We start from the raw sequence: 19,319 nt of genomic DNA on the forward strand, positions 1-19,319 counted from the left end.
CATTAATTTCGGTTTCGGGTGACTTTAATCACGTCTGGCATCACGCGGATTTTGCGCATGATATTCGCCAGATGCACACGGTCACGGGCGGTCAGACGAATAAAGGCGCTATAGACGCGACCATCTTTCTCTTCCGTATTCAAACTTTGAATATTCGAGGTCGTGGTGTTAATTGCCGCCGTCAGGTTTGCCAGCGCGCCCTGATGATTGAACATCTCCACCTTGATTTCGGTGATGAATTCCTGCGCCGTCTCTTTATCCCATTCAACAGCCATAAACTTCTCTGGCTCTTTCTGGTAGCCACGGATGTTACGGCAGGATTCATGGTGGATCACCAGACCTTTACCGGGGCTGACGTGGGCGATAATCGGGTCGCCAGGAATTGGGCGGCAGCATTTCGCAAAGGTGATCAGCACGCCATCGGCACCTTTAATGGGCAGATGTCCGTGACTTTGGGTTGCCGGTGGAATGGAGGCGTCCCCATGTTGCAGATTTTTCGCGACCACCACGCTCATTGCGTTACCAAGGCCTATTTCTGCCAGCAGATCGTCAAGCGTTGCCAGCTTCATGCGGTCCAGCTCGCGCTGAATATTTTCCTGCGGGATTTCATTGAGCTTACGGCTACCACCCAACGCATGGTTGAGCAGACGACGGCCCAGGCTTACAGAATCATCACGCTTGAGGTTTTTCAGCAACTGACGAATTTTGGCGCGCGCTTTCGAGCTGACGACAAAGTTCAGCCACGCGGCATTCGGGCGAGCACCCGGTGCGGTAATGATTTCAACGGTTTGACCGCTAGTAAGCGGCTGCGACAGCGGGTAAGGCTGGCGGTCGACGCGTGCGCCCACGCAGGCATGGCCGATATCGGTATGCACCGCATAAGCGAAGTCGACGGGCGTTGCACCGGCAGGCAGTTCGACAATGCGCCCTTCTGGTGTGAAAACGTAAATCTCATCCGGGAAGAGATCGGATTTAACGCTCTCGATAAATTCAAACGAGCTACCGGCACTCTGTTGCAGCTCCAGCAGGCTTTGCATCCAGCGCTGGGCGCGTATTTGCGCGGTAGTGCTGGTTTCGCCGTGCTCTTTATAAGCCCAGTGCGCGGCAACACCCATCTCCGCCATCTGATCCATATCTTCGGTACGGATCTGGACCTCAACCGGCACGCCGTGCGGGCCAATCATCGAGGTGTGCAAAGACTGATAGCCGTTCGCTTTTGGAATGGCGATATAGTCTTTCACGCGGCCCGGACGCGGCTTGTACAGGCTGTGCATCTGGCCCAGCACGCGATAACAGGTGTCAGAATCATTGACGATCACGCGGAAAGCGTAGATGTCCATGATTGAGTGAAAACGCTGCTCTTTGAGCACCATTTTGCAGTAAATCGAATAAAGATGCTTTTCGCGACCACTGACGCGGCACGGTATTCCCGCTTCCTGCAAACGCCCTTCGATTTCAGAAAGAATCTTCTGGATCATCTCTTTACGGTTGCCGCGCGCGGCTTTCACCACTTCTTTGATTACGCGATAACGGTTGGGATACAGCGCCTCAAAACCCAGCTCTTCGAGTTCGGTTTTAATGTGGTGGATACCTAAACGGTGCGCCAGCGGACTGTAAATTTCGAGAGTTTCACGGGCGATGCGGCGACGTTTGTCCGGGCGAAGTGAGCCCAGCGTGCGCATGTTGTGGGTACGGTCGGCAAGTTTGATGAGAATGACGCGGATATCCTGCACCATCGCCATAATCATCTTGCGAAAGTTTTCGGCCTGCGCCTCTTTCTTATCGCGGAACTTGAGTTTATCAAGTTTCGACACCCCCTCTACCAGCTCGGCGACGCTTTTACCAAAAAGCTGCTCCATGTCCTGGTAGGTGGCGGGTGTATCTTCAATCACATCATGCAGCAGCGCCGCCATCAGCGTTTCATAGTCGAGTTTCATCTCGGCCAGAATGCAGGCAACCGCCACCGGGTGCGTGATATAGGGTTCACCGCTTGAACGTGTTTGCCCCTCGTGAGCATCACGTGCAACGAGATACGCCTGCCGCAGACGCTTGATTTGGTCTTCCGGCAGGTAGTTTTGAATCAGCTGATTCAGGCTTTCAAACAGATACAAGGGCGACCCGCTTTGTGATTAACGACGACCTTCAGCAATAGCGGTAACGGCTTGTAATTCAGCGGCTTCCTGCTCTTGCTGTTCCTGGCGTTCGCGAACGTCGAGGATCTGGTTGTTGATCAGACCTTCTTCGATTTCGCGCAGCGCGATTACAGTGGTTTTATCGTTTTCTTCCGGTACCAGCGGATCCTTTCCGCCTACCTGCATCTGACGAGCGCGACGCGCGGCGACCAGTACCAGGTCAAAACGGTTACCAATTTTCTCTACAGCGTCCTGAACAGTTACGCGTGCCATACTTAAAAAGCTCCACAGGTGAAGAAATGACTGGGCATGATACTGAAATCAGGTTCAGTCTGCCAACAATTTGCTGATTAAAGCGTCATGACGCTGCTTTTGGCGGCTCATGCGCAGACGTTCGGCGCGAATAATGGTCTTCAAATCGGTCAACGCGGTATCGAAGTCATCATTCACAATCAGGTAATCATATTCGGCGTAATGGCTCATTTCTGCAACAGCTTGCGCCATACGCTTTGCAATGACCTCTTCGCTGTCCTGACCGCGACCGCGTAGACGGCGGTCCAGTTCGATTTTAGACGGCGGTAAAATAAAGATACTCCGCGCGTGCGGCATCTTCTGGCGAATTTGCTGCGCACCCTGCCAGTCGATATCGAGAAAAACATCGACACCGGTCGCCAGTACTTGCTCAATGGCCTCACGCGAAGTGCCATAGTAATTACCAAAAACTTCTGCGTGTTCGAGGAACGCATCTCTACTAATCATTTCTTTAAATTCATCATGATTAACAAAGAAATAATGTTCACCGTGGACTTCACCAGGACGCGGTTGGCGTGTGGTGTGTGAAACAGAAACCTGGGTGTCATACAACGGTTGGGTTTTTAATAAAGCCTGAATCAGGCTGGATTTACCCGCGCCACTGGGGGCAGAAACAATATAAAGCGTGCCTTGAGCCATGAGTATCTTTCGTATGTGATTAGCGAAATAAAGCCTACATACGAGCTTATTATACACGGCGCGGCCATGTGACGTAGCCCTCGCTCACACTTTTTGCGCAAAGTTGTTGCATTTTGCGTAGCTGCTTCCGCATTTACCTGTCATTCACTGCAATAAAGACGGTTCTCAGGAAGCGTTCTCGCAGACTCCGTTTTTGCCACTCGGCTTTGCTTTCATCACGTTGTATATCTGCCTGACTATCTACAGCGGAGGTGATGATGAAAGTATGGATGGCGATATTAATAAGTATCTTGTGCTGGCAATCATCGTCGTGGGCTGTCTGTCCGGCCTGGTCGCCAGCCCGAGCACAGGAAGAAATTTCCCGCCTGCAACAGCAAATAAAACAGTGGGACGATGACTACTGGAAAGAAGGGAAAAGTGAGGTGGAAGACGGGGTTTACGATCAGTTAAGCGCCCGTCTTACACAGTGGCAACGCTGTTTTGGGAACGAGACCCACGACGTGATGATGCCGCCTTTAAACGGTGCGGTTATGCATCCGGTTGCCCATACGGGTGTACGCAAAATGGTGGATAAAAACGCATTAAGTCTGTGGATGCGAGAACGTAGCGATCTTTGGGTGCAGCCAAAAGTTGATGGCGTTGCGGTAACCCTGGTTTATCGGGACGGGAAACTGAACAAAGCAATCAGTCGCGGTAATGGCCTGAAAGGCGAGGACTGGACGCAGAAAGTTCGCTTAATTTCCGCTGTGCCGCAAACCGTTAGCGGGCCTTTAGCCAACAGTACGCTTCAGGGGGAAATATTTCTCAAGCGTAAGGGGCATATCCAACAACAAATGGGGGGAATAAATGCCCGCGCAAAAGTTGCTGGCCTGATGATGCGCCAGGGGAATAGCGATACGCTAAACTCACTGGCTGTTTTTGTCTGGGCATGGCCGGATGGACCGCAGTTAATGACCGATCGTTTAAAGGATCTGGCTACCGCAGGTTTTACTCTAACGCAGACGTATACCCGTGCGGTTAAAAATACTGATGAGGTTGCGCACGTACGCAATGAGTGGTGGAAAGCAAAATTACCCTTCGTCACCGATGGCGTGGTTGTGCGAGCGGCGAAAGAACCCGAATCCCGTCATTGGCTACCGGGCCAGGCGGAGTGGCTGGTGGCCTGGAAATATCAACCTGTAGCTCAGGTTGCCGAAGTGAAGGCGATTCAGTTTGCGGTGGGTAAGAGCGGTAAAATATCGGTGGTTGCGTCACTTGTACCTGTCATGCTGGATGATAAAAAAGTCCAGCGGGTGAATATTGGTTCCGTCAGGCGCTGGCAGGAGTGGGATATTGCGCCTGGTGATCAGATCCTCGTCAGCCTTGCCGGTCAGGGGATTCCTCGCATTGATGATGTAGTCTGGCGCGGAGCAGAACGTACAAAACCGACACCACCAGAAAACCGCTTTAACTCGTTGACCTGCTACTTTGCTTCTGATGTTTGTCAGGAACAGTTCATTTCACGCTTAGTCTGGCTGGGGTCAAAACAGGTTCTGGGGCTTGATGGCATTGGTGAGGCCGGCTGGCGCGCCCTGCATCAGACTCATCGCTTTGAGCATATCTTTTCCTGGCTTTTATTAACGCCAGAGCAATTACAGAACACGCCGGGGATCGCGAAAAGTAAAAGTGCGCAGTTATGGCATCAGTTTAATCTGGCTCGTCAGCAGCCTTTTACTCGCTGGGTGATGGCAATGGGAATACCGCTAACCCGGGCGGCGCTTAATGCCAGTGATGAACGGTCCTGGTCGCAACTTTTATTTAGCACGGAACAGTTCTGGCAGCAGCTGCCGGGGACTGGATCGGGGCGCGCCAGACAGGTTATTGAATGGAAGGAAAATGCGCAAATCAAGAAGCTGGGCAGTTGGCTGTCTGCCCAGCAGATCACAGGTTTTGAACCTTAGTGACCTTCGTGGCTGTAGTAAAAGACCGGTAATCCCAGCTTAAGACGTAGCGCCAGTAAACGGGCAAAAAAGCCGAATACCAGGGTGGAGATAATCACCACATCATGGTTAGAAACATAGTGTTGCAGCGCGATGTACAGCACGGCGGAGGCAAATGAGACACCGGCATACAACTCTTTCTGGAATACCAGTGGAATGCGTTTACAGAACATATCGCGCAAAACGCCGCCAAACACGCCGGTGGTTACCGCCGCTACAACGGCAATAATCGGGCCGTGCCCCATATCCAGTGCAACCTGTGCGCCGATGATAGAAAAGACCACCAGTCCGAGCGCATCGAGCACCAGAAACACTTTGCGCAGGTAAGGCATTACAGGAGCAACGATAGTGGTGAGTACTGCGGCGGTAGCGACGATAATCACATATTCCGGGTGTTTGACCCAGCCGAGCGGATAGTGGCCCAGCAGAATATCGCGCACTGACCCTCCGCCAATTGCGGTGGCGGTCGCAATAATAATTACGCCAAATGTATCCATGCGCCGTCGTCCGGCCGCCAGCGCCCCCGTCATGGCTTCGGCAGTAATGCCAACCAAATACAAAATGTGTAACAGCATGGTTCTCTCCCTAAAAATCTGTCTGGCAGGGTAGCGATTTGTGCGTATTGTCACGATTGAGATTTTTTAAGGTGAGAGGAAATTGATAACTTGTAGTTATGTGAAATCGCTATTTTCTGTAGTAAGAATGCATTTTTCTGATTTTGTGATAAGTAAAATGCATTAGAAAAAGTATGGAGTAAATAAATATGAGGACGAAACTATATGCGTAGCGCCGCTGTAATTAACAACGGCCTACGGAGATATGTCGCTTACTCGATATTCTGAATCTGCTCGCGCATCTGCTCAATCAACACTTTCAGCTCGATGGCGGAGTTTGTCACTTCGGCGTTGATAGATTTCGACGCAAGAGTGTTCGACTCGCGGTTGAACTCCTGCATCATAAAGTCCAGACGACGACCAACGGCTTCTTTTTTCTTCAGAATGTTGTAGGTCTCTTTGACATGCGCTTCGAGGCGGTCCAGTTCTTCGGCAACGTCAATTCGTTGTGCCAGCAGAACCAACTCCTGCTCCAGACGGTTGTTTTCCAGTTGCACCTGAGCATCTTCCAGCTTCGCTACCAGACGCTCACGCTGCCATTGCAGGATTTCCGGCATATGGGCGCGGACTTTGACCACTTCGGCGGTGACGCCTTCCAGACGCTGCTCAATCAACACTTTCAGCGCCTGACCTTCGGTTTCGCGCGCGATGATAAAGTCATCCAGGGTGCCATCCAACGCCGCGAGAATTTCAGCTGCAATCGCGTCGAGATCTTGCTCCTGGGCTGCCATCACGCCCGGCCAGCGTAGAATATCAACCGGGTTGATTTCTCCTTCGTCGCTCTGCATTTTTACCCAGTTCGCGGCAGTTACCAGCTGTTTAGCCAGTTTTTCGTTGAGGATCAGCTCACCTTGCGCGCTAACATCTGGCTCATAGCGCAGGGTACATTCCACTTTACCGCGCGTCAGGCGAGAACGAATACGCTCGCGAACGACAGGTTCAAGGCTACGGAACTGCTCCGGCAGACGAAAGTAAGTTTCCAGATAACGCTGGTTTACCGAGCGCATTTCCCAGGTTGCGCTCCCCCATTCACCCTTGATTTCACGCCGGGCGTAGGCGGTCATACTGCGGATCATAGACGTTCCTGTTTATAAAAGGAGAGGTGGAAGGATTATAGCCATCGATGCCTTGTCAGGATAGGAATAACCGCCGGAAGTCCGTATAATGCGCAGCCACATTTGTTTCAAGCCGGAGATTTCAATATGCGTCCAGCAGGCCGTAGCAATAATCAGGTGCGTCCCGTTACCCTGACTCGTAACTATACAAAACATGCAGAAGGCTCGGTGCTGGTCGAATTTGGCGATACCAAAGTATTGTGTACCGCCTCTATTGAAGAAGGCGTGCCGCGCTTCCTGAAAGGTCAGGGCCAGGGCTGGATCACCGCAGAGTACGGTATGCTGCCGCGTTCTACCCATACCCGTAACGCGCGTGAAGCGGCGAAAGGTAAGCAGGGTGGACGCACAATGGAAATCCAGCGTCTGATCGCCCGTGCTCTTCGCGCGGCAGTAGATTTGAAAGCACTGGGTGAGTTCACCATTACGCTGGACTGCGACGTGCTTCAGGCTGATGGTGGCACGCGTACCGCTTCGATTACGGGTGCCTGCGTGGCGCTGGCAGATGCGCTACAGAAGCTGGTGGAAAACGGCAAGCTGAAAACTAATCCAATGAAAGGGATGGTAGCCGCGGTCTCTGTCGGGATTGTGAACGGCGAAGCGGTTTGCGATCTGGAATATGTTGAAGACTCTGCCGCAGAGACCGACATGAACGTAGTGATGACCGAAGACGGGCGTATCATTGAAGTGCAGGGGACGGCAGAAGGCGAACCGTTCACCCACGAAGAGTTACTCACCTTGTTGGCGCTGGCCCGAGGGGGAATCGAATCCATTGTAGCGACGCAGAAGGCGGCGCTGGCAAACTGATTTTTAAGGCGACTGATGAGTCGCCTTTTTTTTGTCTGTAGAAAAGTAAGATGAGGAGCGAAGGCATGAAACCATATCAGCGCCAGTTTATTGAATTTGCGCTTAGCAAGCAGGTGTTAAAGTTTGGCGAGTTCACGCTGAAATCCGGGCGCAAAAGCCCCTATTTCTTCAACGCCGGGCTGTTTAATACCGGGCGCGATCTGGCACTGTTAGGCCGTTTTTACGCTGAAGCATTGGTGGATTCCGGCATTGAGTTCGATCTGCTGTTTGGCCCTGCTTACAAAGGGATCCCGATTGCCACCACTACCGCCGTGGCGCTGGCGGAGCATCATGACCTTGACCTGCCGTACTGCTTTAACCGCAAAGAGGCAAAAGACCACGGTGAAGGCGGTAATCTGGTTGGTAGCGCGTTACAAGGACGCGTAATGCTGGTAGATGATGTGATCACCGCCGGAACGGCGATTCGCGAGTCGATGGAAATTATTCAGGCCAATGGCGCGACGCTTGCAGGCGTGTTGATTTCGCTTGATCGTCAGGAACGCGGGCGCGGCGAAATTTCGGCGATTCAGGAAGTTGAGCGTGATTACAACTGCAAGGTGATCTCTATCATCACCCTGAAAGACCTGATTGCTTACCTGGAAGAGAAGCCAGAAATGGCGGAACATCTGGCGGCGGTTAAGGCCTATCGCGAAGAGTTTGGCGTTTAACGAAACTCGCCGGATGAAAAGTCATCCGGCGTCATATTACTGCAACTGTGCGGCAATTAGCGGCCAGCGGGCGTCAAAATCATCCGTCGGGCGGTATTTAAACTCGCTGCGGACAAATCGTGACAGCATACCTTCACAAAATGCCAGCAACTGGCTTGCCAGCAGGGTTTCATCGGTGGTGTAACCTTCACCCTCACGCATTCTCTTTTCACGCAATACCTGACGCAACTGCGCTTCAATACGCTCGAACAGCTGGTTGATGCGCCCTTGCAGACGATCCTGTTCGAACATTAGCGCATGACCAGTGAGGATGCGAGTCAGGCCAGGATTACGCTCACCAAAACCGAGGAGCAACAACACGATCAGACGCAGGCGCGCTGTGGTGTCTTTCTCATCTTTCAGAATCAGGTTGATACGAGTAATCAGGCTATCTTCGATAAACTCAATCAGGCTATCGAACATGCGGGTCTTACTGGGGAAGTGGCGATACAGTGCCGCTTCGGAAACGCCGACAGAGGCGGCCAGTTTTGCCGTCGTGATACGTTGGCTTCCATCGCTGGATTCCAGCATCAGCGCCAGAGACTGAAGTATTTCCTCGCGACGGTTCCTTTTCGCAGTTTGTTTTTCTGCCATGTTACAAAATACCCCTGAAAATAAGCACTTGCCAGGCGGCACCCACGCTATGACCGCAAACGAAATGTTTGCGGCTATGTTATGACGTTATTCGGATGCGTATGTGTTACTGACGACCAGAGTGACCAAAGCCGCCTTCACCGCGGTCGGTGGCGTCGAAATCTTCCACCAGATTAAATTCAGCCTGTACTACCGGAACAAAAATCATCTGGGCGATGCGTTCGCCAGGTTGAATGGTGAAGCTGTCCTGACCACGGTTCCACACGGAAATCATCAACTGGCCCTGATAGTCAGAATCGATCAATCCTACCAGGTTACCAAGCACGATACCGTGCTTATGTCCCAATCCGGAGCGCGGCAGCATCATTGCCGCCAGTGAAGGATCGGCAATATGAATCGCCAGCCCGGTCGGAACCAGCGTAGTGTCACCCGGAGCCAGTTCTACGGCGTCGTCGAGACAGGCACGCAGGTCAAGTCCGGCAGAGCCAGAGGTGGCATAAGTCGGGAGCGGAAATTCCTTCCCAACGCGCGGGTCCAGAATCTTAACGTCGATTTTTTTCATCATAACGGGTCACGATCTCGTCGAGTAATAATTGGCCAAGGAGCTCTTTGCGCTCAAGCGGTAAGACTTTATCTCCGTCCTGCCAGAAAAGGTGTAATGCGTTGTTGTCGCTGTTAAATCCTTGAGTTGGCTGGGAAACATCGTTCGCGCAGATCAGATCAAGGTTTTTACGGATACGTTTTTGCCGGGCGTATTCTTCCACATTATTTGTTTCGGCGGCAAATCCAACGACGTAGGGTCGATGGTCTTTTAGTGCGGCAACGCCTGCGACGATATCGGGGTTTTTAACCATTTTTATTGTTAATTCATCACCCTGCGTGGCCTGCTTTTTGATTTTTTCTGGGGCCACGGTAGCTGCGCGATAATCCGCCACGGCGGCGCAACCGATAAAAATATTTTGCTGCTGTACAGAAGCATTCACGGCGGCTTCCATTTCCAGCGCGGTCATCACATCAACACGGTTAACAAACGGTGGCGTCGGTAGTGAAACCGGACCTGATACCAGCGTGACGTTCGCGCCACGACGGGCTGCGGCGGCGGCGATAGCAAAACCCATCTTGCCGGAGCTGTGATTAGAGATATAACGCACGGGATCGAGCGGTTCACGCGTCGGACCGGCGGTAATCATAATGTTCAGATGTTTCAGGTCGTTGACGGGCGAAAAATGCGCTACCGCCATATCCACAATAGTTAACGGATCGAGCATTCGTCCTGGGCCGATATCACCACAAGCCTGACTGCCGCTGTCTGGCCCCCAGATGAGCAAACCACGTGAGGCAAGCACCTCTAAATTATGCTGCGTGGCAGCGGCACGGTACATCTGCTGGTTCATGGCGGGGAGCACGGCTACAGGCGCAGGTGTAGCCAGACAAATCGTCGATACCAGGTCATTCGCCATTCCGGCAGCAACACGGGCAATTAAATCTGCCGTGGCAGGGGCGAGAATCACTAAATCAGCCCATTTACCCAGCTCAATATGGCCCATAGCGGCTTCGGCTGCCGGGTCCAGCAGACTGTCGGAAACGGGATAACCAGAAACCGCCTGCAAGCTAAGTGGGGTGATAAAGGCTTTTGCCGCTTCGGTCATGGCTACGCGGACATCGGCCCCGCGATCGCGCAAACGACGCACCAGTTCAGGGGTTTTATAGGCAGCAATACCGCCGCTAACGCCGAGAACGATTTTTTTACCGGCCAGGCTCATGATGATTTTTCCTGTTGGGTGACACCAGAAGTTGGCGATTTTATCACAATACTTTTGTTGTCGTGCCTTCACCTGAGATTCACTTTGCGAGGCGCTTTCCAGGATTGAAAACTGGCCGTCGATTTAAAGGAACGGCTATGACAGGATGCGAGCACCACAAAGGAGGTGAAGGTGAAAAACAATGCACAGCTGTTGATGCCGCGCGAAAAAATGCTGAAGTTTGGTATTAGCGCCTTAACGGATGTCGAGCTGCTGGCGCTATTTCTGCGTACCGGAACGCGCGGTAAAGATGTATTAACCCTGGCAAAAGAGATGCTGGAGAATTTCGGCTCTCTTTATGGCTTGTTAACCTCTGAATATGAGCAATTTAGTGGCGTTCATGGAATTGGCGTGGCGAAATTCGCCCAGTTAAAGGGGATTGCCGAACTGGCGCGGCGTTACTACAACGTACGGATGCGTGAAGAAAGCCCTTTACTCAGCCCGGAGATGACGAGGGAATTTTTACAAAGCCAGCTCACGGGCGAGGAGCGGGAGATCTTTATGGTGATCTTTCTCGACTCCCAACACAGGGTTATAACGCATAGCCGTCTTTTTTCCGGCACGCTAAACCATGTTGAAGTCCATCCTCGGGAAATTATCCGCGAAGCGATAAAAATAAACGCCTCGGCGCTGATCCTTGCGCATAATCACCCTTCGGGTTGTGCTGAACCCAGTAAAGCGGATAAACTCATTACTGAACGGATAATAAAGAGTTGTCAGTTCATGGATTTACGCGTGCTCGACCATATCGTGATTGGGCGTGGAGAGTATGTTTCTTTTGCCGAACGCGGCTGGATTTAACCCGCTATGCGCGATCCTTCGGGATCTTTGTCTGTTCGGGACTTGAGCACATCGCTGAGTCAGCGTATACTACGCCACCTTTGAGAATCTCGGGTTTGGCATTTGGGCCTGGCAATCGAGAGTTCACATAGAACTGCGATGACCGGGCTGTAAAGCCTGACGAGGCGCCAATACCCCATACGAAGCTCGAGCTAATTTGATTTTTGGAGAATAGACATGTCCCGAGTCTGCCAAGTTACTGGCAAGCGTCCGGTGACCGGTAACAACCGTTCCCACGCACTGAACGCGACTAAACGCCGTTTCCTGCCGAACCTGCACTCTCACCGTTTCTGGGTTGAGAGCGAGAAGCGTTTTGTCACCCTGCGCGTATCTGCTAAAGGTATGCGTGTAATCGATAAAAAAGGCATCGATACAGTTCTGGCTGAACTGCGTGCCCGTGGCGAAAAGTACTAAGTACTTAGAGGAAATAAATCATGGCTAAAGGTATTCGTGAGAAAATCAAGCTGGTTTCTTCTGCTGGTACTGGTCACTTCTATACCACTACGAAGAACAAACGTACTAAGCCGGAAAAACTGGAACTGAAAAAATTCGATCCAGTTGTTCGCCAGCACGTGATCTACAAAGAAGCGAAAATCAAATAATTCTCGCTTTGATGTAACAAAAAACCTCGCCCCGGCGGGGTTTTTTGTTATCTGCTTGCCCCCATATTGACTGCATCTGTTCATTCCTGGAGATGCTATGCCTGAATTACCCGAAGTTGAAACCAGCCGTCGCGGCATAGAACCGCATCTCGTTGGTGCAACCATTCTTCATGCGGTGGTGCGCAACGGACGCTTGCGCTGGCCGGTTTCAGAAGAGATCTACCGTTTAAGCGACCAACCAGTGCTTAGCGTGCAGCGGCGGGCTAAATATCTGCTGCTGGAGCTGCCTGAGGGCTGGATTATCATTCATTTGGGGATGTCTGGCAGCCTGCGCATCCTTCCAGAAGAACTTCCCCCTGAAAAGCATGACCATGTTGATTTGGTGATGAGCAACGGTAAAGTGCTGCGCTACACCGATCCGCGCCGCTTTGGTGCCTGGTTGTGGACCAAAGAGCTGGAAGGGCACAACGTGCTGGCCCATCTTGGACCGGAGCCGCTTAGCGACGATTTCAACGGTGAGTACCTGCATCAGAAGTGCGCGAAGAAAAAAACGGCGATTAAACCATGGCTGATGGATAACAAGCTGGTGGTAGGCGTAGGGAATATCTATGCCAGCGAATCTCTGTTTGCTGCGGGGATCCATCCGGATCGGCTGGCGTCATCACTGTCGCTGGCAGAGTGTGAATTGTTAGCTCGGGTGATTAAAGCGGTGTTGCTGCGTTCGATTGAGCAGGGTGGTACAACTCTGAAAGATTTTCTGCAAAGTGATGGTAAACCGGGCTATTTCGCGCAGGAATTGCAGGTTTACGGGCGAAAAGGCGAGCCGTGTCGGGTGTGCGGTACGCCGATTGTGGCGACTAAACATGCGCAGCGGGCAACGTTTTATTGTCGGCAGTGCCAGAAGTAATTGATGCGAGCCGGATGGCATACCATCCGGCATAAACGCTACGCTAACTTCGCCATCAGCGCCTGATGGACATTCTCCGGCAGGAAATGGGTGACATCGCCCTGATGGCGCGCCACCTCTTTCACCAACGATGAAGAGATAAACGACCACTCTTTCGACGGCATAAGAAACACACTTTCCAGTTCCGGCATTAAGTGGCGATTCATATGCGCCAGCTGCATTTCATATTCAAAATCCGCCACCGCACGCAGGCCACGAATCAGCACCGTAGCGTGTTGATTACGGGCGAAGTTCGCCATCAAATCACTAAACCCGACCACTTCCACGTTCCCCAGATGCGCGGTTGCCTGCTGTGCCAGCTCCACACGCTCTTCCAGGGTAAACATCGGTTTTTTACTGGGACTAGCGGCAATCGCCAGAATAACGTGATCGAACATTTGCGTGGCGCGCGTCACGATATCGATATGACCATTGGTAATAGGATCGAAAGTACCCGGATAAATCGCCCGTTTTTGCATAACAACCTCAATGCGTTTTCGGTGGCAGGTAAGGTTCCAGCAGTTGAAGCAGACGCTGTAGTGCGCCCTGGTTTTGATACAGCACTTCAACGGCATGACGGCCATAGAAACTACGGTAATCGGCGTCGGTGAGTAAAGAGGAAACCTCTTTTGCAAGCGTAGTGGCATCGGTAACGGTAATCAGCCCGCTTGCCTGCTCCAGCCGCGCGCAAATGTCTTTAAAGTTAAAAGTATGCGGCCCCATCAATACCGGAATAGCGTGTGCGGCAGCTTCCAGCGGATTATGCCCACCACGTTCAACCAGTGAACCGCCAACAAAGGCGAGATCGGCAATGCCATACAGTAACATCAACTCGCCCATCGTATCGCCAACCACAACCTGCGTGCTGGTGGAGGGGACTTCCCCTGAAGAGCGTGTGATATAGCTTAGTCCAGCCTGGCGGACAAGGTTAATCGCATCCGGGAAGCGTTCCGGATGACGGGGTACCAGGATGAGCAATAAATTCGGGAATTGCTGTAACAATGCCTGATGTGCGGCGATCACCACACTCTCTTCGCCTTCGTGAGTGCTGGTGGCAATCCATACCGGGCGGTGTGGTGCCCACTGGCGGCGCAGCGTCACTGCTTTAGCAGCCAGTTGCGGCGTTACAGAAATATCGAATTTCAGGCTACCGGTAACGGTCACCTGATTATTTTTTGCGCCCAGTGATACAAAACGTGCACCATCTTCTTCATTTTGCGCAGCAATCAGCGTAATACGACGCAGCAAGCGACGGACGAATTTACCCAGTTTGGCATAACCTGCGGCCGAGCGGGCAGAGAGTCGCGCGTTAGCGATCACCAGCGGAATTTTACGTTTATGTAGCGCCGCAATCAGGTTAGGCCATAGTTCGGTTTCCATAATCAACACCAGTTTAGGGTCGACTTTATTCAGGAAACGATTAAGCGCATCGGGCAGGTCGTACGGCAGATAAACGTGCTGAACATCCTTCCCGAAAGCCGATTGTACGCGCTCCGAACCTGTTGGCGTCATGGTTGTAACGGTAATCGGTAAATCAGGATAACGATGACGCAGCGCGCGCACCAACGGGATCGCCGCCAGAGTTTCACCGACGGAGACGGAGTGCAGCATAATGCCGCCTGGTTTTAGCGGATGGCGGTAAAAACCGTAACGTTCACCCCAGCGTTTTCGATAGGCCGGAGCCTTACGTCCGCGCACCCAGAGCCGTATCCAGATCAGCGGCTGAATAAGGTAGAGAAGGGCGGTGTAAAGCAATTCGAGCATAGTAAATAGCTGACTTATGGATGTGCTGGGGATTCTATGTATTTAGCTGTGGCTTTACCATTACTTTTCCCGTTTTTGACTTAAATAGCAATTTACCCGCCAATTCTTGCTGAACATCTATACTTTTTTTGTATTTTTATGCGATTCATTGATTTCTGCAGTACGTGCAGGAAGGAATCGCAGAGCAACAGTAAAAGAATATGGTTGCTAATGATTTTATTTGATTGATTTCTTTATTGAAAATCAACAATGTGCTTAAAAATCATTCGGGTCGGATTGCCGCGAAAGAAGTGATACACTAGCGCGTCAATATCAGTGCGGTATCAGTATTCAGGTAGCTGTTGAGCCTGGGGCGGTAGCGTGCTTTTTCTGCTTCACCTTAATCGGATAATCTCAACAAAAAGAGTTACTTGTGGATAAGCCATTTCGAAGAATTTTGCTCATTAAGATGCGTTTTCATGGGGATATGTTATTAACTACTCCCGTCATTAGTTCGCTGAAAAAAAATTACCCTGACGCAAAAATCGATGTGCTGCTTTATCAGGACACCATCCCGATCCTGTCTGAAAATCCAGAGATTAACGCGCTCTACGGCATAAAAAATAAAAAAGCAAAAGCTTCAGAAAAAATTACCAACTTTTTTCATCTCATCAAGGTATTACGTGCCAATAAGTATGACCTTATCGTTAATCTTACCGATCAATGGATGGTTGCTATACTGGTTCGCTTATTAAATGCCCGTGTGAAAATTTCCCAGGATTATCATCATCGGCAGTCTGCTTTTTGGCGTAATAGTTTCACTCATTTGGTGCCGTTGCAGGGTGGAAATGTGGTGGAAAGTAACTTATCCGTGCTGACGCCATTGGGACTTGAATCGTTGGTGAAGCAGACAACCATGAGTTACCCGCCTGCAAGCTGGAAACGTATGCGTCGCGAACTTGATCACGCTGGTGTTGGACAAAATTATGTGGTTATCCAACCTACGGCGCGGCAAATCTTCAAATGCTGGGACAACGCCAAGTTTTCCGCTGTGATTGATGCCTTACATGCTCGTGGTTATGAAGTCGTTCTGACGTCCGGCCCAGATAAAGACGATCTGGCCTGCGTCAATGAAATTGCGCAGGGATGCCAGACGCCACCAGTAACGGCGCTGGCCGGAAAGGTGACCTTCCCGGAACTTGGTGCGTTAATCGATCATGCGCAGCTGTTTATTGGCGTTGATTCCGCACCGGCGCATATTGCCGCTGCAGTTAATACGCCGCTGATATCGCTGTTTGGTGCGACAGACCATATTTTCTGGCGTCCCTGGTCAAATAACATGATTCAATTCTGGGCGGGAGATTACCGGGAAATGCCAACGCGCGATCAGCGTGACCGAAATGAGATGTATCTTTCGGTTATTCCGGCGGCAGATGTCATTGCAGCTGTCGATAAATTACTTCCCTCCTCCACGACAGGTACGTCGTTATGATCGTTGCTTTTTGTTTATATAAATATTTTCCCTTTGGCGGTTTGCAGCGCGATTTTATGCGTATTGCTCAGACAGTTGCCGCCCGAGGTCATCATGTTCGGGTTTATACCCAGTCGTGGGAAGGCGAATGCCCTGATGTATTTGAACTGATCAAAGTGCCGGTTAAATCGCATACCAATCACGGGCGCAATGCGGAATATTTTGCCTGGGTGCAAAAACATTTACGTGAACACCCCGTCGATAGAGTCGTTGGATTTAATAAAATGCCGGGGCTGGACGTTTATTATGCCGCTGATGTTTGTTATGCCGAGAAAGTAGCGCAGGAGAAAGGCTTTTTCTATCGCCTGACGTCACGTTATCGCCATTATGCCGCCTTTGAGCGGGCAACCTTCGAACAGGGCAAGCCGACACAGCTGCTGATGCTGACAGATAAGCAAATCGCCGATTTCCAGAAACATTATCAGACTGAAGCGGAGCGTTTTCATATTCTGCCTCCGGGGATTTATCCTGATCGTAAATATAGCCAGCAGCCAGCCAATAGCCGTGAAATCTTCCGTAAGAAGAATGGAATAACCGAACAACAATATTTATTGTTGCAGGTTGGTTCAGACTTCACGCGTAAAGGTGTCGATCGTTCCATTGAAGCACTTGCTTCGTTACCGGATTCGCTGCGCCACAACACATTACTATATGTTGTTGGGCAGGATAAACCGCGAAAATTTGAGGCGCTGGCAGAAAAACGCGGCGTGCGCAGTAATGTTCACTTCTTCTCGGGGCGCAACGATGTCTCGGAATTAATGGCGGCGGCGGATTTATTACTTCATCCTGCCTACCAGGAAGCCGCGGGAATTGTACTGCTGGAAGCGATAACTGCAGGATTACCGGTACTAACAACAGCCGTTTGTGGCTATGCGCATTATATTGTCGACGCCAATTGCGGCGAGGCTATTGCTGAGCCATTCCGCCAGGAAACATTGAATGAGATTTTACGCAAAGCGTTAACGCAATCTTCATTGCGCCAGGCCTGGGCGGAAAATGCGCGACATTATGCTGATACACAAGATTTATACAGTCTGCCAGAGAAAGCGGCGGACATCATAACGGGTGGTCTGGATGGTTGAACTTAAAGAGCCGTTTGCCACGTTATGGCGCGGTAAAGATCCTTTTGAGGAAGTTAAAACCTTGCAGGGTGAGGTATTTCGTGAACTGGAAACTCGCCGCACTCTGCGCTTTGAAATGGCGGGCAAAAGCTATTTTCTCAAATGGCATCGCGGCACGACCCTGAAAGAGATAATCAAAAATTTACTCTCATTGCGGATGCCAGTATTAGGCGCAGACCGCGAATGGAATGCGATTCATCGACTGCGGGATGTCGGCGTTGATACTATGTATGGGGTGGCATTCGGCGAAAAAGGCATTAATCCGCTGACCAGAACCTCGTTTATTATTACCGAAGATCTGACACCAACCATCAGTCTGGAAGATTACTGTGCTGACTGGGCGACCAACCCACCAGATGTTCGCGTAAAGCGTATGCTTATTAAGCGTGTCGCGACGATGGTGCGCGATATGCATGCTGCGGGCATTAACCACCGTGACTGTTATATCTGTCATTTCCTGCTGCACTTGCCTTTTTCCGGTAAGGAAGAGGAGTTAAAAATTTCAGTAATTGACCTGCACCGGGCGCAGCTTCGCACGCGCGTTCCACGTCGTTGGCGCGATAAAGATCTTATTGGACTTTATTTTTCTTCGATGAATATTGGCCTGACTCAGCGGGATATCTGGCGGTTTATGAAAGTGTATTTTGTCGCCCCGCTTAAAGACATTCTCAAGCAGGAACAAGGGCTGCTGTCGCAAGCAGAAGCAAAAGCCACAAAAATCAGGGAAAGAACGATTCGAAAATCGTTGTAATTTCCGGAGAGAAATATGAGTGCCCACTATTTTAATCCACAAGAGATGATCAATAAGACAATCATCTTCGATGAAAGGCCAGAGGCGTCAGTGGCATCATCATTCCATGTTGCTTATGGCATTGATCAGAACTTTCTTTTTGGTTGTGGTGTTTCAATCACGTCAGTTTTGTTACATAACAACGACGTGAGTTTTGTTTTCCACGTTTTTATTGATGATATCCCTGACGCCGATATCCAGCGTTTATCCCAATTGGCGAAAAGCTATCATACCTGTATCCAGATCCATCTGGTAAATTGTGAACGGCTTAAGGTATTACCGACGACCAAAAATTGGTCTATTGCCATGTATTTCCGTTTTGTAATTGCAGATTACTTTATTGATCAACAAGATAAGATCCTGTACCTGGATGCTGATATCGCCTGTCAGGGAACCTTAAAACCGCTGATAACAATGGATCTTGCCAATAACGTTGCTGCTGTTGTTACTGAACGCGATGCTAACTGGTGGTCGTTACGGGCTCAAAGTCTGCAGTGTAATGAACTTGAAAAGGGTTACTTTAATTCAGGTGTCCTGTTAATTAATACACTAGCGTGGGCGCAGGAGTCCGTTTCTGCTAAAGCGATGTCGATGCTTGCTGATAAAGCCATCGTTTCCCGTTTAACCTATATGGATCAAGATATCCTTAATCTTATCCTGTTAGGGAAAGTTAAATTCATTGATGCTAAATACAATACGCAGTTTAGTTTAAATTATGAATTAAAAAAATCATTTGTTTGTCCAATTAATGATGAAACCGTATTAATTCATTATGTCGGCCCGACAAAACCCTGGCATTACTGGGCCGGTTATCCAAGTGCGCAACCTTTTATCAAAGCCAAAGAAGCATCGCCCTGGAAAAATGAACCGTTAATGCGGCCAGTTAACTCAAATTATGCTCGTTATTGCGCTAAGCATAATTTTAAACAAAACAAACCAATTAACGGGATAATGAATTATATTTATTATTTTTATTTAAAGATAATAAAATGATATTGAGAAAAGTTAA

Annotated in this window: 21 protein-coding genes; 11 read left to right on the plus strand and 10 right to left on the minus strand. The window is 50.4% G+C overall.

The features are described 5' to 3' along the window. Positions 1-2: 2 nt before the first annotated feature. Genes spoT through gmk form a run of 3 tightly spaced genes read right to left on the minus strand, consistent with a single transcriptional unit; the run spans position 3 to position 3,083 of the window. Entirely contained in the window at positions 3-2,111 is a 2,109-nt protein-coding gene (gene spoT, locus ACJHYO_RS12595; RefSeq protein WP_000280473.1) for a bifunctional GTP diphosphokinase/guanosine-3',5'-bis pyrophosphate 3'-pyrophosphohydrolase, read from the minus strand. 18 nt (positions 2,112-2,129) lie between these two features. Further along, a complete protein-coding gene (gene rpoZ, locus ACJHYO_RS12600; protein ID WP_000135058.1) occupies positions 2,130-2,405 on the minus strand; it encodes a DNA-directed RNA polymerase subunit omega in 276 nt (91 codons plus the stop codon). A 54-nt stretch (positions 2,406-2,459) separates the two neighbouring features. Next, entirely contained in the window at positions 2,460-3,083 is a 624-nt protein-coding gene (gene gmk, locus ACJHYO_RS12605; protein ID WP_001295237.1) for a guanylate kinase, read from the minus strand. A 257-nt stretch (positions 3,084-3,340) separates the two neighbouring features. Here gmk and ligB point away from each other — a divergent pair, with 257 nt between their 5' ends. Next, positions 3,341-5,023: an NAD-dependent DNA ligase LigB gene (gene ligB, locus ACJHYO_RS12610; protein ID WP_085455599.1), complete on the plus strand. Its 1,683-nt coding sequence runs from the start codon at positions 3,341-3,343 to the stop codon at positions 5,021-5,023. Here ligB and ACJHYO_RS12615 read toward each other — a convergent pair. Then, a complete protein-coding gene (locus ACJHYO_RS12615) occupies positions 5,020-5,637 on the minus strand; it encodes a trimeric intracellular cation channel family protein (RefSeq protein WP_000924289.1) in 618 nt (205 codons plus the stop codon). The genes ligB and ACJHYO_RS12615 overlap by 4 nt on opposite strands. A gap of 251 nt (positions 5,638-5,888) precedes the next feature. After that, positions 5,889-6,752 (minus strand): YicC/YloC family endoribonuclease, encoded by an 864-nt coding sequence (locus ACJHYO_RS12620; RefSeq protein ID WP_000621332.1) that lies wholly within the window; start codon positions 6,750-6,752, stop codon positions 5,889-5,891. A 126-nt stretch (positions 6,753-6,878) separates the two neighbouring features. Between ACJHYO_RS12620 and rph the strand changes: the two genes are divergently transcribed. After that, entirely contained in the window at positions 6,879-7,595 is a 717-nt protein-coding gene (gene rph / locus ACJHYO_RS12625; RefSeq protein ID WP_001247093.1) for a ribonuclease PH, read from the plus strand. 65 nt (positions 7,596-7,660) lie between these two features. Beyond that, entirely contained in the window at positions 7,661-8,302 is a 642-nt protein-coding gene (gene pyrE / locus ACJHYO_RS12630; protein ID WP_000806177.1) for an orotate phosphoribosyltransferase, read from the plus strand. 36 nt (positions 8,303-8,338) lie between these two features. Here the strand turns inward: pyrE and slmA are convergent, their stop codons facing one another. The 3 genes from slmA to coaBC all read right to left on the minus strand — a co-directional run bounded on the left by slmA (position 8,339) and on the right by coaBC (position 10,698). Continuing rightward, positions 8,339-8,935 carry a nucleoid occlusion factor SlmA gene (slmA, locus tag ACJHYO_RS12635; protein WP_000818603.1) on the minus strand — a complete coding sequence of 199 codons (597 nt, stop codon included), beginning with the start codon at positions 8,933-8,935 and terminating at the stop codon, positions 8,339-8,341. 106 nt (positions 8,936-9,041) lie between these two features. Next, complete coding sequence (dut, locus tag ACJHYO_RS12640) at positions 9,042-9,500, minus strand: dUTP diphosphatase (RefSeq protein ID WP_000976070.1); 459 nt, start codon at positions 9,498-9,500, stop codon at positions 9,042-9,044. After that, on the minus strand, positions 9,478-10,698 hold the full coding sequence (coaBC, locus tag ACJHYO_RS12645; RefSeq protein WP_000050149.1) for a bifunctional phosphopantothenoylcysteine decarboxylase/phosphopantothenate--cysteine ligase CoaBC: 1,221 nt from the start codon (positions 10,696-10,698) through the stop codon (positions 9,478-9,480). Before coaBC ends, dut begins: the two co-directional genes overlap by 23 nt. Positions 10,699-10,869: 171 nt before the next feature. Here coaBC and radC point away from each other — a divergent pair, with 171 nt between their 5' ends. The 4 genes from radC (at position 10,870) to mutM (ending at position 13,086) form a co-directional block, all read left to right on the plus strand. Beyond that, positions 10,870-11,538 carry a RadC family protein gene (gene radC / locus ACJHYO_RS12650; protein WP_001297375.1) on the plus strand — a complete coding sequence of 223 codons (669 nt, stop codon included), beginning with the start codon at positions 10,870-10,872 and terminating at the stop codon, positions 11,536-11,538. A 216-nt stretch (positions 11,539-11,754) separates the two neighbouring features. Then, positions 11,755-11,991, plus strand: a complete 237-nt coding sequence (gene rpmB / locus ACJHYO_RS12655; protein ID WP_000091955.1) for a 50S ribosomal protein L28 — start codon at positions 11,755-11,757, stop codon at positions 11,989-11,991. 20 nt (positions 11,992-12,011) lie between these two features. Then, positions 12,012-12,179: a 50S ribosomal protein L33 gene (gene rpmG / locus ACJHYO_RS12660; RefSeq protein WP_001051798.1), complete on the plus strand. Its 168-nt coding sequence runs from the start codon at positions 12,012-12,014 to the stop codon at positions 12,177-12,179. 97 nt (positions 12,180-12,276) lie between these two features. Further along, on the plus strand, positions 12,277-13,086 hold the full coding sequence (gene mutM / locus ACJHYO_RS12665; protein ID WP_001114533.1) for a bifunctional DNA-formamidopyrimidine glycosylase/DNA-(apurinic or apyrimidinic site) lyase: 810 nt from the start codon (positions 12,277-12,279) through the stop codon (positions 13,084-13,086). A gap of 38 nt (positions 13,087-13,124) precedes the next feature. Here mutM and coaD read toward each other — a convergent pair whose 3' ends face one another. Together coaD and waaA are read right to left on the minus strand one after the other, a co-directional pair. Next, positions 13,125-13,604 (minus strand): pantetheine-phosphate adenylyltransferase, encoded by a 480-nt coding sequence (gene coaD / locus ACJHYO_RS12670; protein WP_001171873.1) that lies wholly within the window; start codon positions 13,602-13,604, stop codon positions 13,125-13,127. Between the two features lie 7 nt (positions 13,605-13,611). Beyond that, on the minus strand, positions 13,612-14,889 hold the full coding sequence (gene waaA, locus ACJHYO_RS12675) for a lipid IV(A) 3-deoxy-D-manno-octulosonic acid transferase (RefSeq protein ID WP_000891574.1): 1,278 nt from the start codon (positions 14,887-14,889) through the stop codon (positions 13,612-13,614). A gap of 412 nt (positions 14,890-15,301) precedes the next feature. On the opposite strand from waaA, the gene rfaQ reads away from it, so the two are divergent. The 4 genes from rfaQ to waaO are packed head-to-tail and all read left to right on the plus strand — an operon-like array spanning position 15,302 to position 19,303. Further along, positions 15,302-16,360 carry a lipopolysaccharide core heptosyltransferase RfaQ gene (rfaQ, locus tag ACJHYO_RS12680; RefSeq protein ID WP_000360417.1) on the plus strand — a complete coding sequence of 353 codons (1,059 nt, stop codon included), beginning with the start codon at positions 15,302-15,304 and terminating at the stop codon, positions 16,358-16,360. Continuing rightward, positions 16,357-17,481, plus strand: coding sequence for a glycosyltransferase family 4 protein (locus ACJHYO_RS12685; RefSeq protein WP_000634259.1), 1,125 nt, complete (start codon positions 16,357-16,359; stop codon positions 17,479-17,481). Before rfaQ ends, ACJHYO_RS12685 begins: the two co-directional genes overlap by 4 nt. Further along, positions 17,474-18,271 (plus strand): lipopolysaccharide core heptose(I) kinase RfaP, encoded by a 798-nt coding sequence (rfaP, locus tag ACJHYO_RS12690; protein WP_001357918.1) that lies wholly within the window; start codon positions 17,474-17,476, stop codon positions 18,269-18,271. The genes ACJHYO_RS12685 and rfaP overlap by 8 nt, the downstream gene beginning before the upstream one ends. A gap of 15 nt (positions 18,272-18,286) precedes the next feature. Further along, the gene (gene waaO, locus ACJHYO_RS12695) at positions 18,287-19,303 is read left to right on the plus strand and encodes a lipopolysaccharide 3-alpha-galactosyltransferase (protein ID WP_001272749.1); all 1,017 of its coding nucleotides are present in this window, start codon (positions 18,287-18,289) and stop codon (positions 19,301-19,303) included. Positions 19,304-19,319 lie beyond the last annotated feature (16 nt).

The sequence above is a fragment of the Escherichia sp. WS1118 genome, from assembly GCF_046487695.1.
GTDB lineage: Bacteria > Pseudomonadota > Gammaproteobacteria > Enterobacterales > Enterobacteriaceae > Escherichia > Escherichia coli.

Coding starts and splice junctions, on each gene's coding strand:
- rpoZ (WP_000135058.1), bottom strand. CDS start 2,405: ATGGCACGCGTAACTGTTCAGGACGCTGTAGAGAAAATTGGTAACCGT.
- gmk (WP_001295237.1), bottom strand. CDS start 3,083: ATGGCTCAAGGCACGCTTTATATTGTTTCTGCCCCCAGTGGCGCGGGT.
- ligB (WP_085455599.1), top strand. CDS start 3,341: ATGAAAGTATGGATGGCGATATTAATAAGTATCTTGTGCTGGCAATCA.
- ACJHYO_RS12615 (WP_000924289.1), bottom strand. CDS start 5,637: ATGCTGTTACACATTTTGTATTTGGTTGGCATTACTGCCGAAGCCATG.
- ACJHYO_RS12620 (WP_000621332.1), bottom strand. CDS start 6,752: ATGATCCGCAGTATGACCGCCTACGCCCGGCGTGAAATCAAGGGTGAA.
- rph (WP_001247093.1), top strand. CDS start 6,879: ATGCGTCCAGCAGGCCGTAGCAATAATCAGGTGCGTCCCGTTACCCTG.
- pyrE (WP_000806177.1), top strand. CDS start 7,661: ATGAAACCATATCAGCGCCAGTTTATTGAATTTGCGCTTAGCAAGCAG.
- slmA (WP_000818603.1), bottom strand. CDS start 8,935: ATGGCAGAAAAACAAACTGCGAAAAGGAACCGTCGCGAGGAAATACTT.
- dut (WP_000976070.1), bottom strand. CDS start 9,500: ATGATGAAAAAAATCGACGTTAAGATTCTGGACCCGCGCGTTGGGAAG.
- coaBC (WP_000050149.1), bottom strand. CDS start 10,698: ATGAGCCTGGCCGGTAAAAAAATCGTTCTCGGCGTTAGCGGCGGTATT.
- rpmB (WP_000091955.1), top strand. CDS start 11,755: ATGTCCCGAGTCTGCCAAGTTACTGGCAAGCGTCCGGTGACCGGTAAC.
- rpmG (WP_001051798.1), top strand. CDS start 12,012: ATGGCTAAAGGTATTCGTGAGAAAATCAAGCTGGTTTCTTCTGCTGGT.
- mutM (WP_001114533.1), top strand. CDS start 12,277: ATGCCTGAATTACCCGAAGTTGAAACCAGCCGTCGCGGCATAGAACCG.
- coaD (WP_001171873.1), bottom strand. CDS start 13,604: ATGCAAAAACGGGCGATTTATCCGGGTACTTTCGATCCTATTACCAAT.
- waaA (WP_000891574.1), bottom strand. CDS start 14,889: ATGCTCGAATTGCTTTACACCGCCCTTCTCTACCTTATTCAGCCGCTG.
- ACJHYO_RS12685 (WP_000634259.1), top strand. CDS start 16,357: ATGATCGTTGCTTTTTGTTTATATAAATATTTTCCCTTTGGCGGTTTG.
- rfaP (WP_001357918.1), top strand. CDS start 17,474: ATGGTTGAACTTAAAGAGCCGTTTGCCACGTTATGGCGCGGTAAAGAT.
- waaO (WP_001272749.1), top strand. CDS start 18,287: ATGAGTGCCCACTATTTTAATCCACAAGAGATGATCAATAAGACAATC.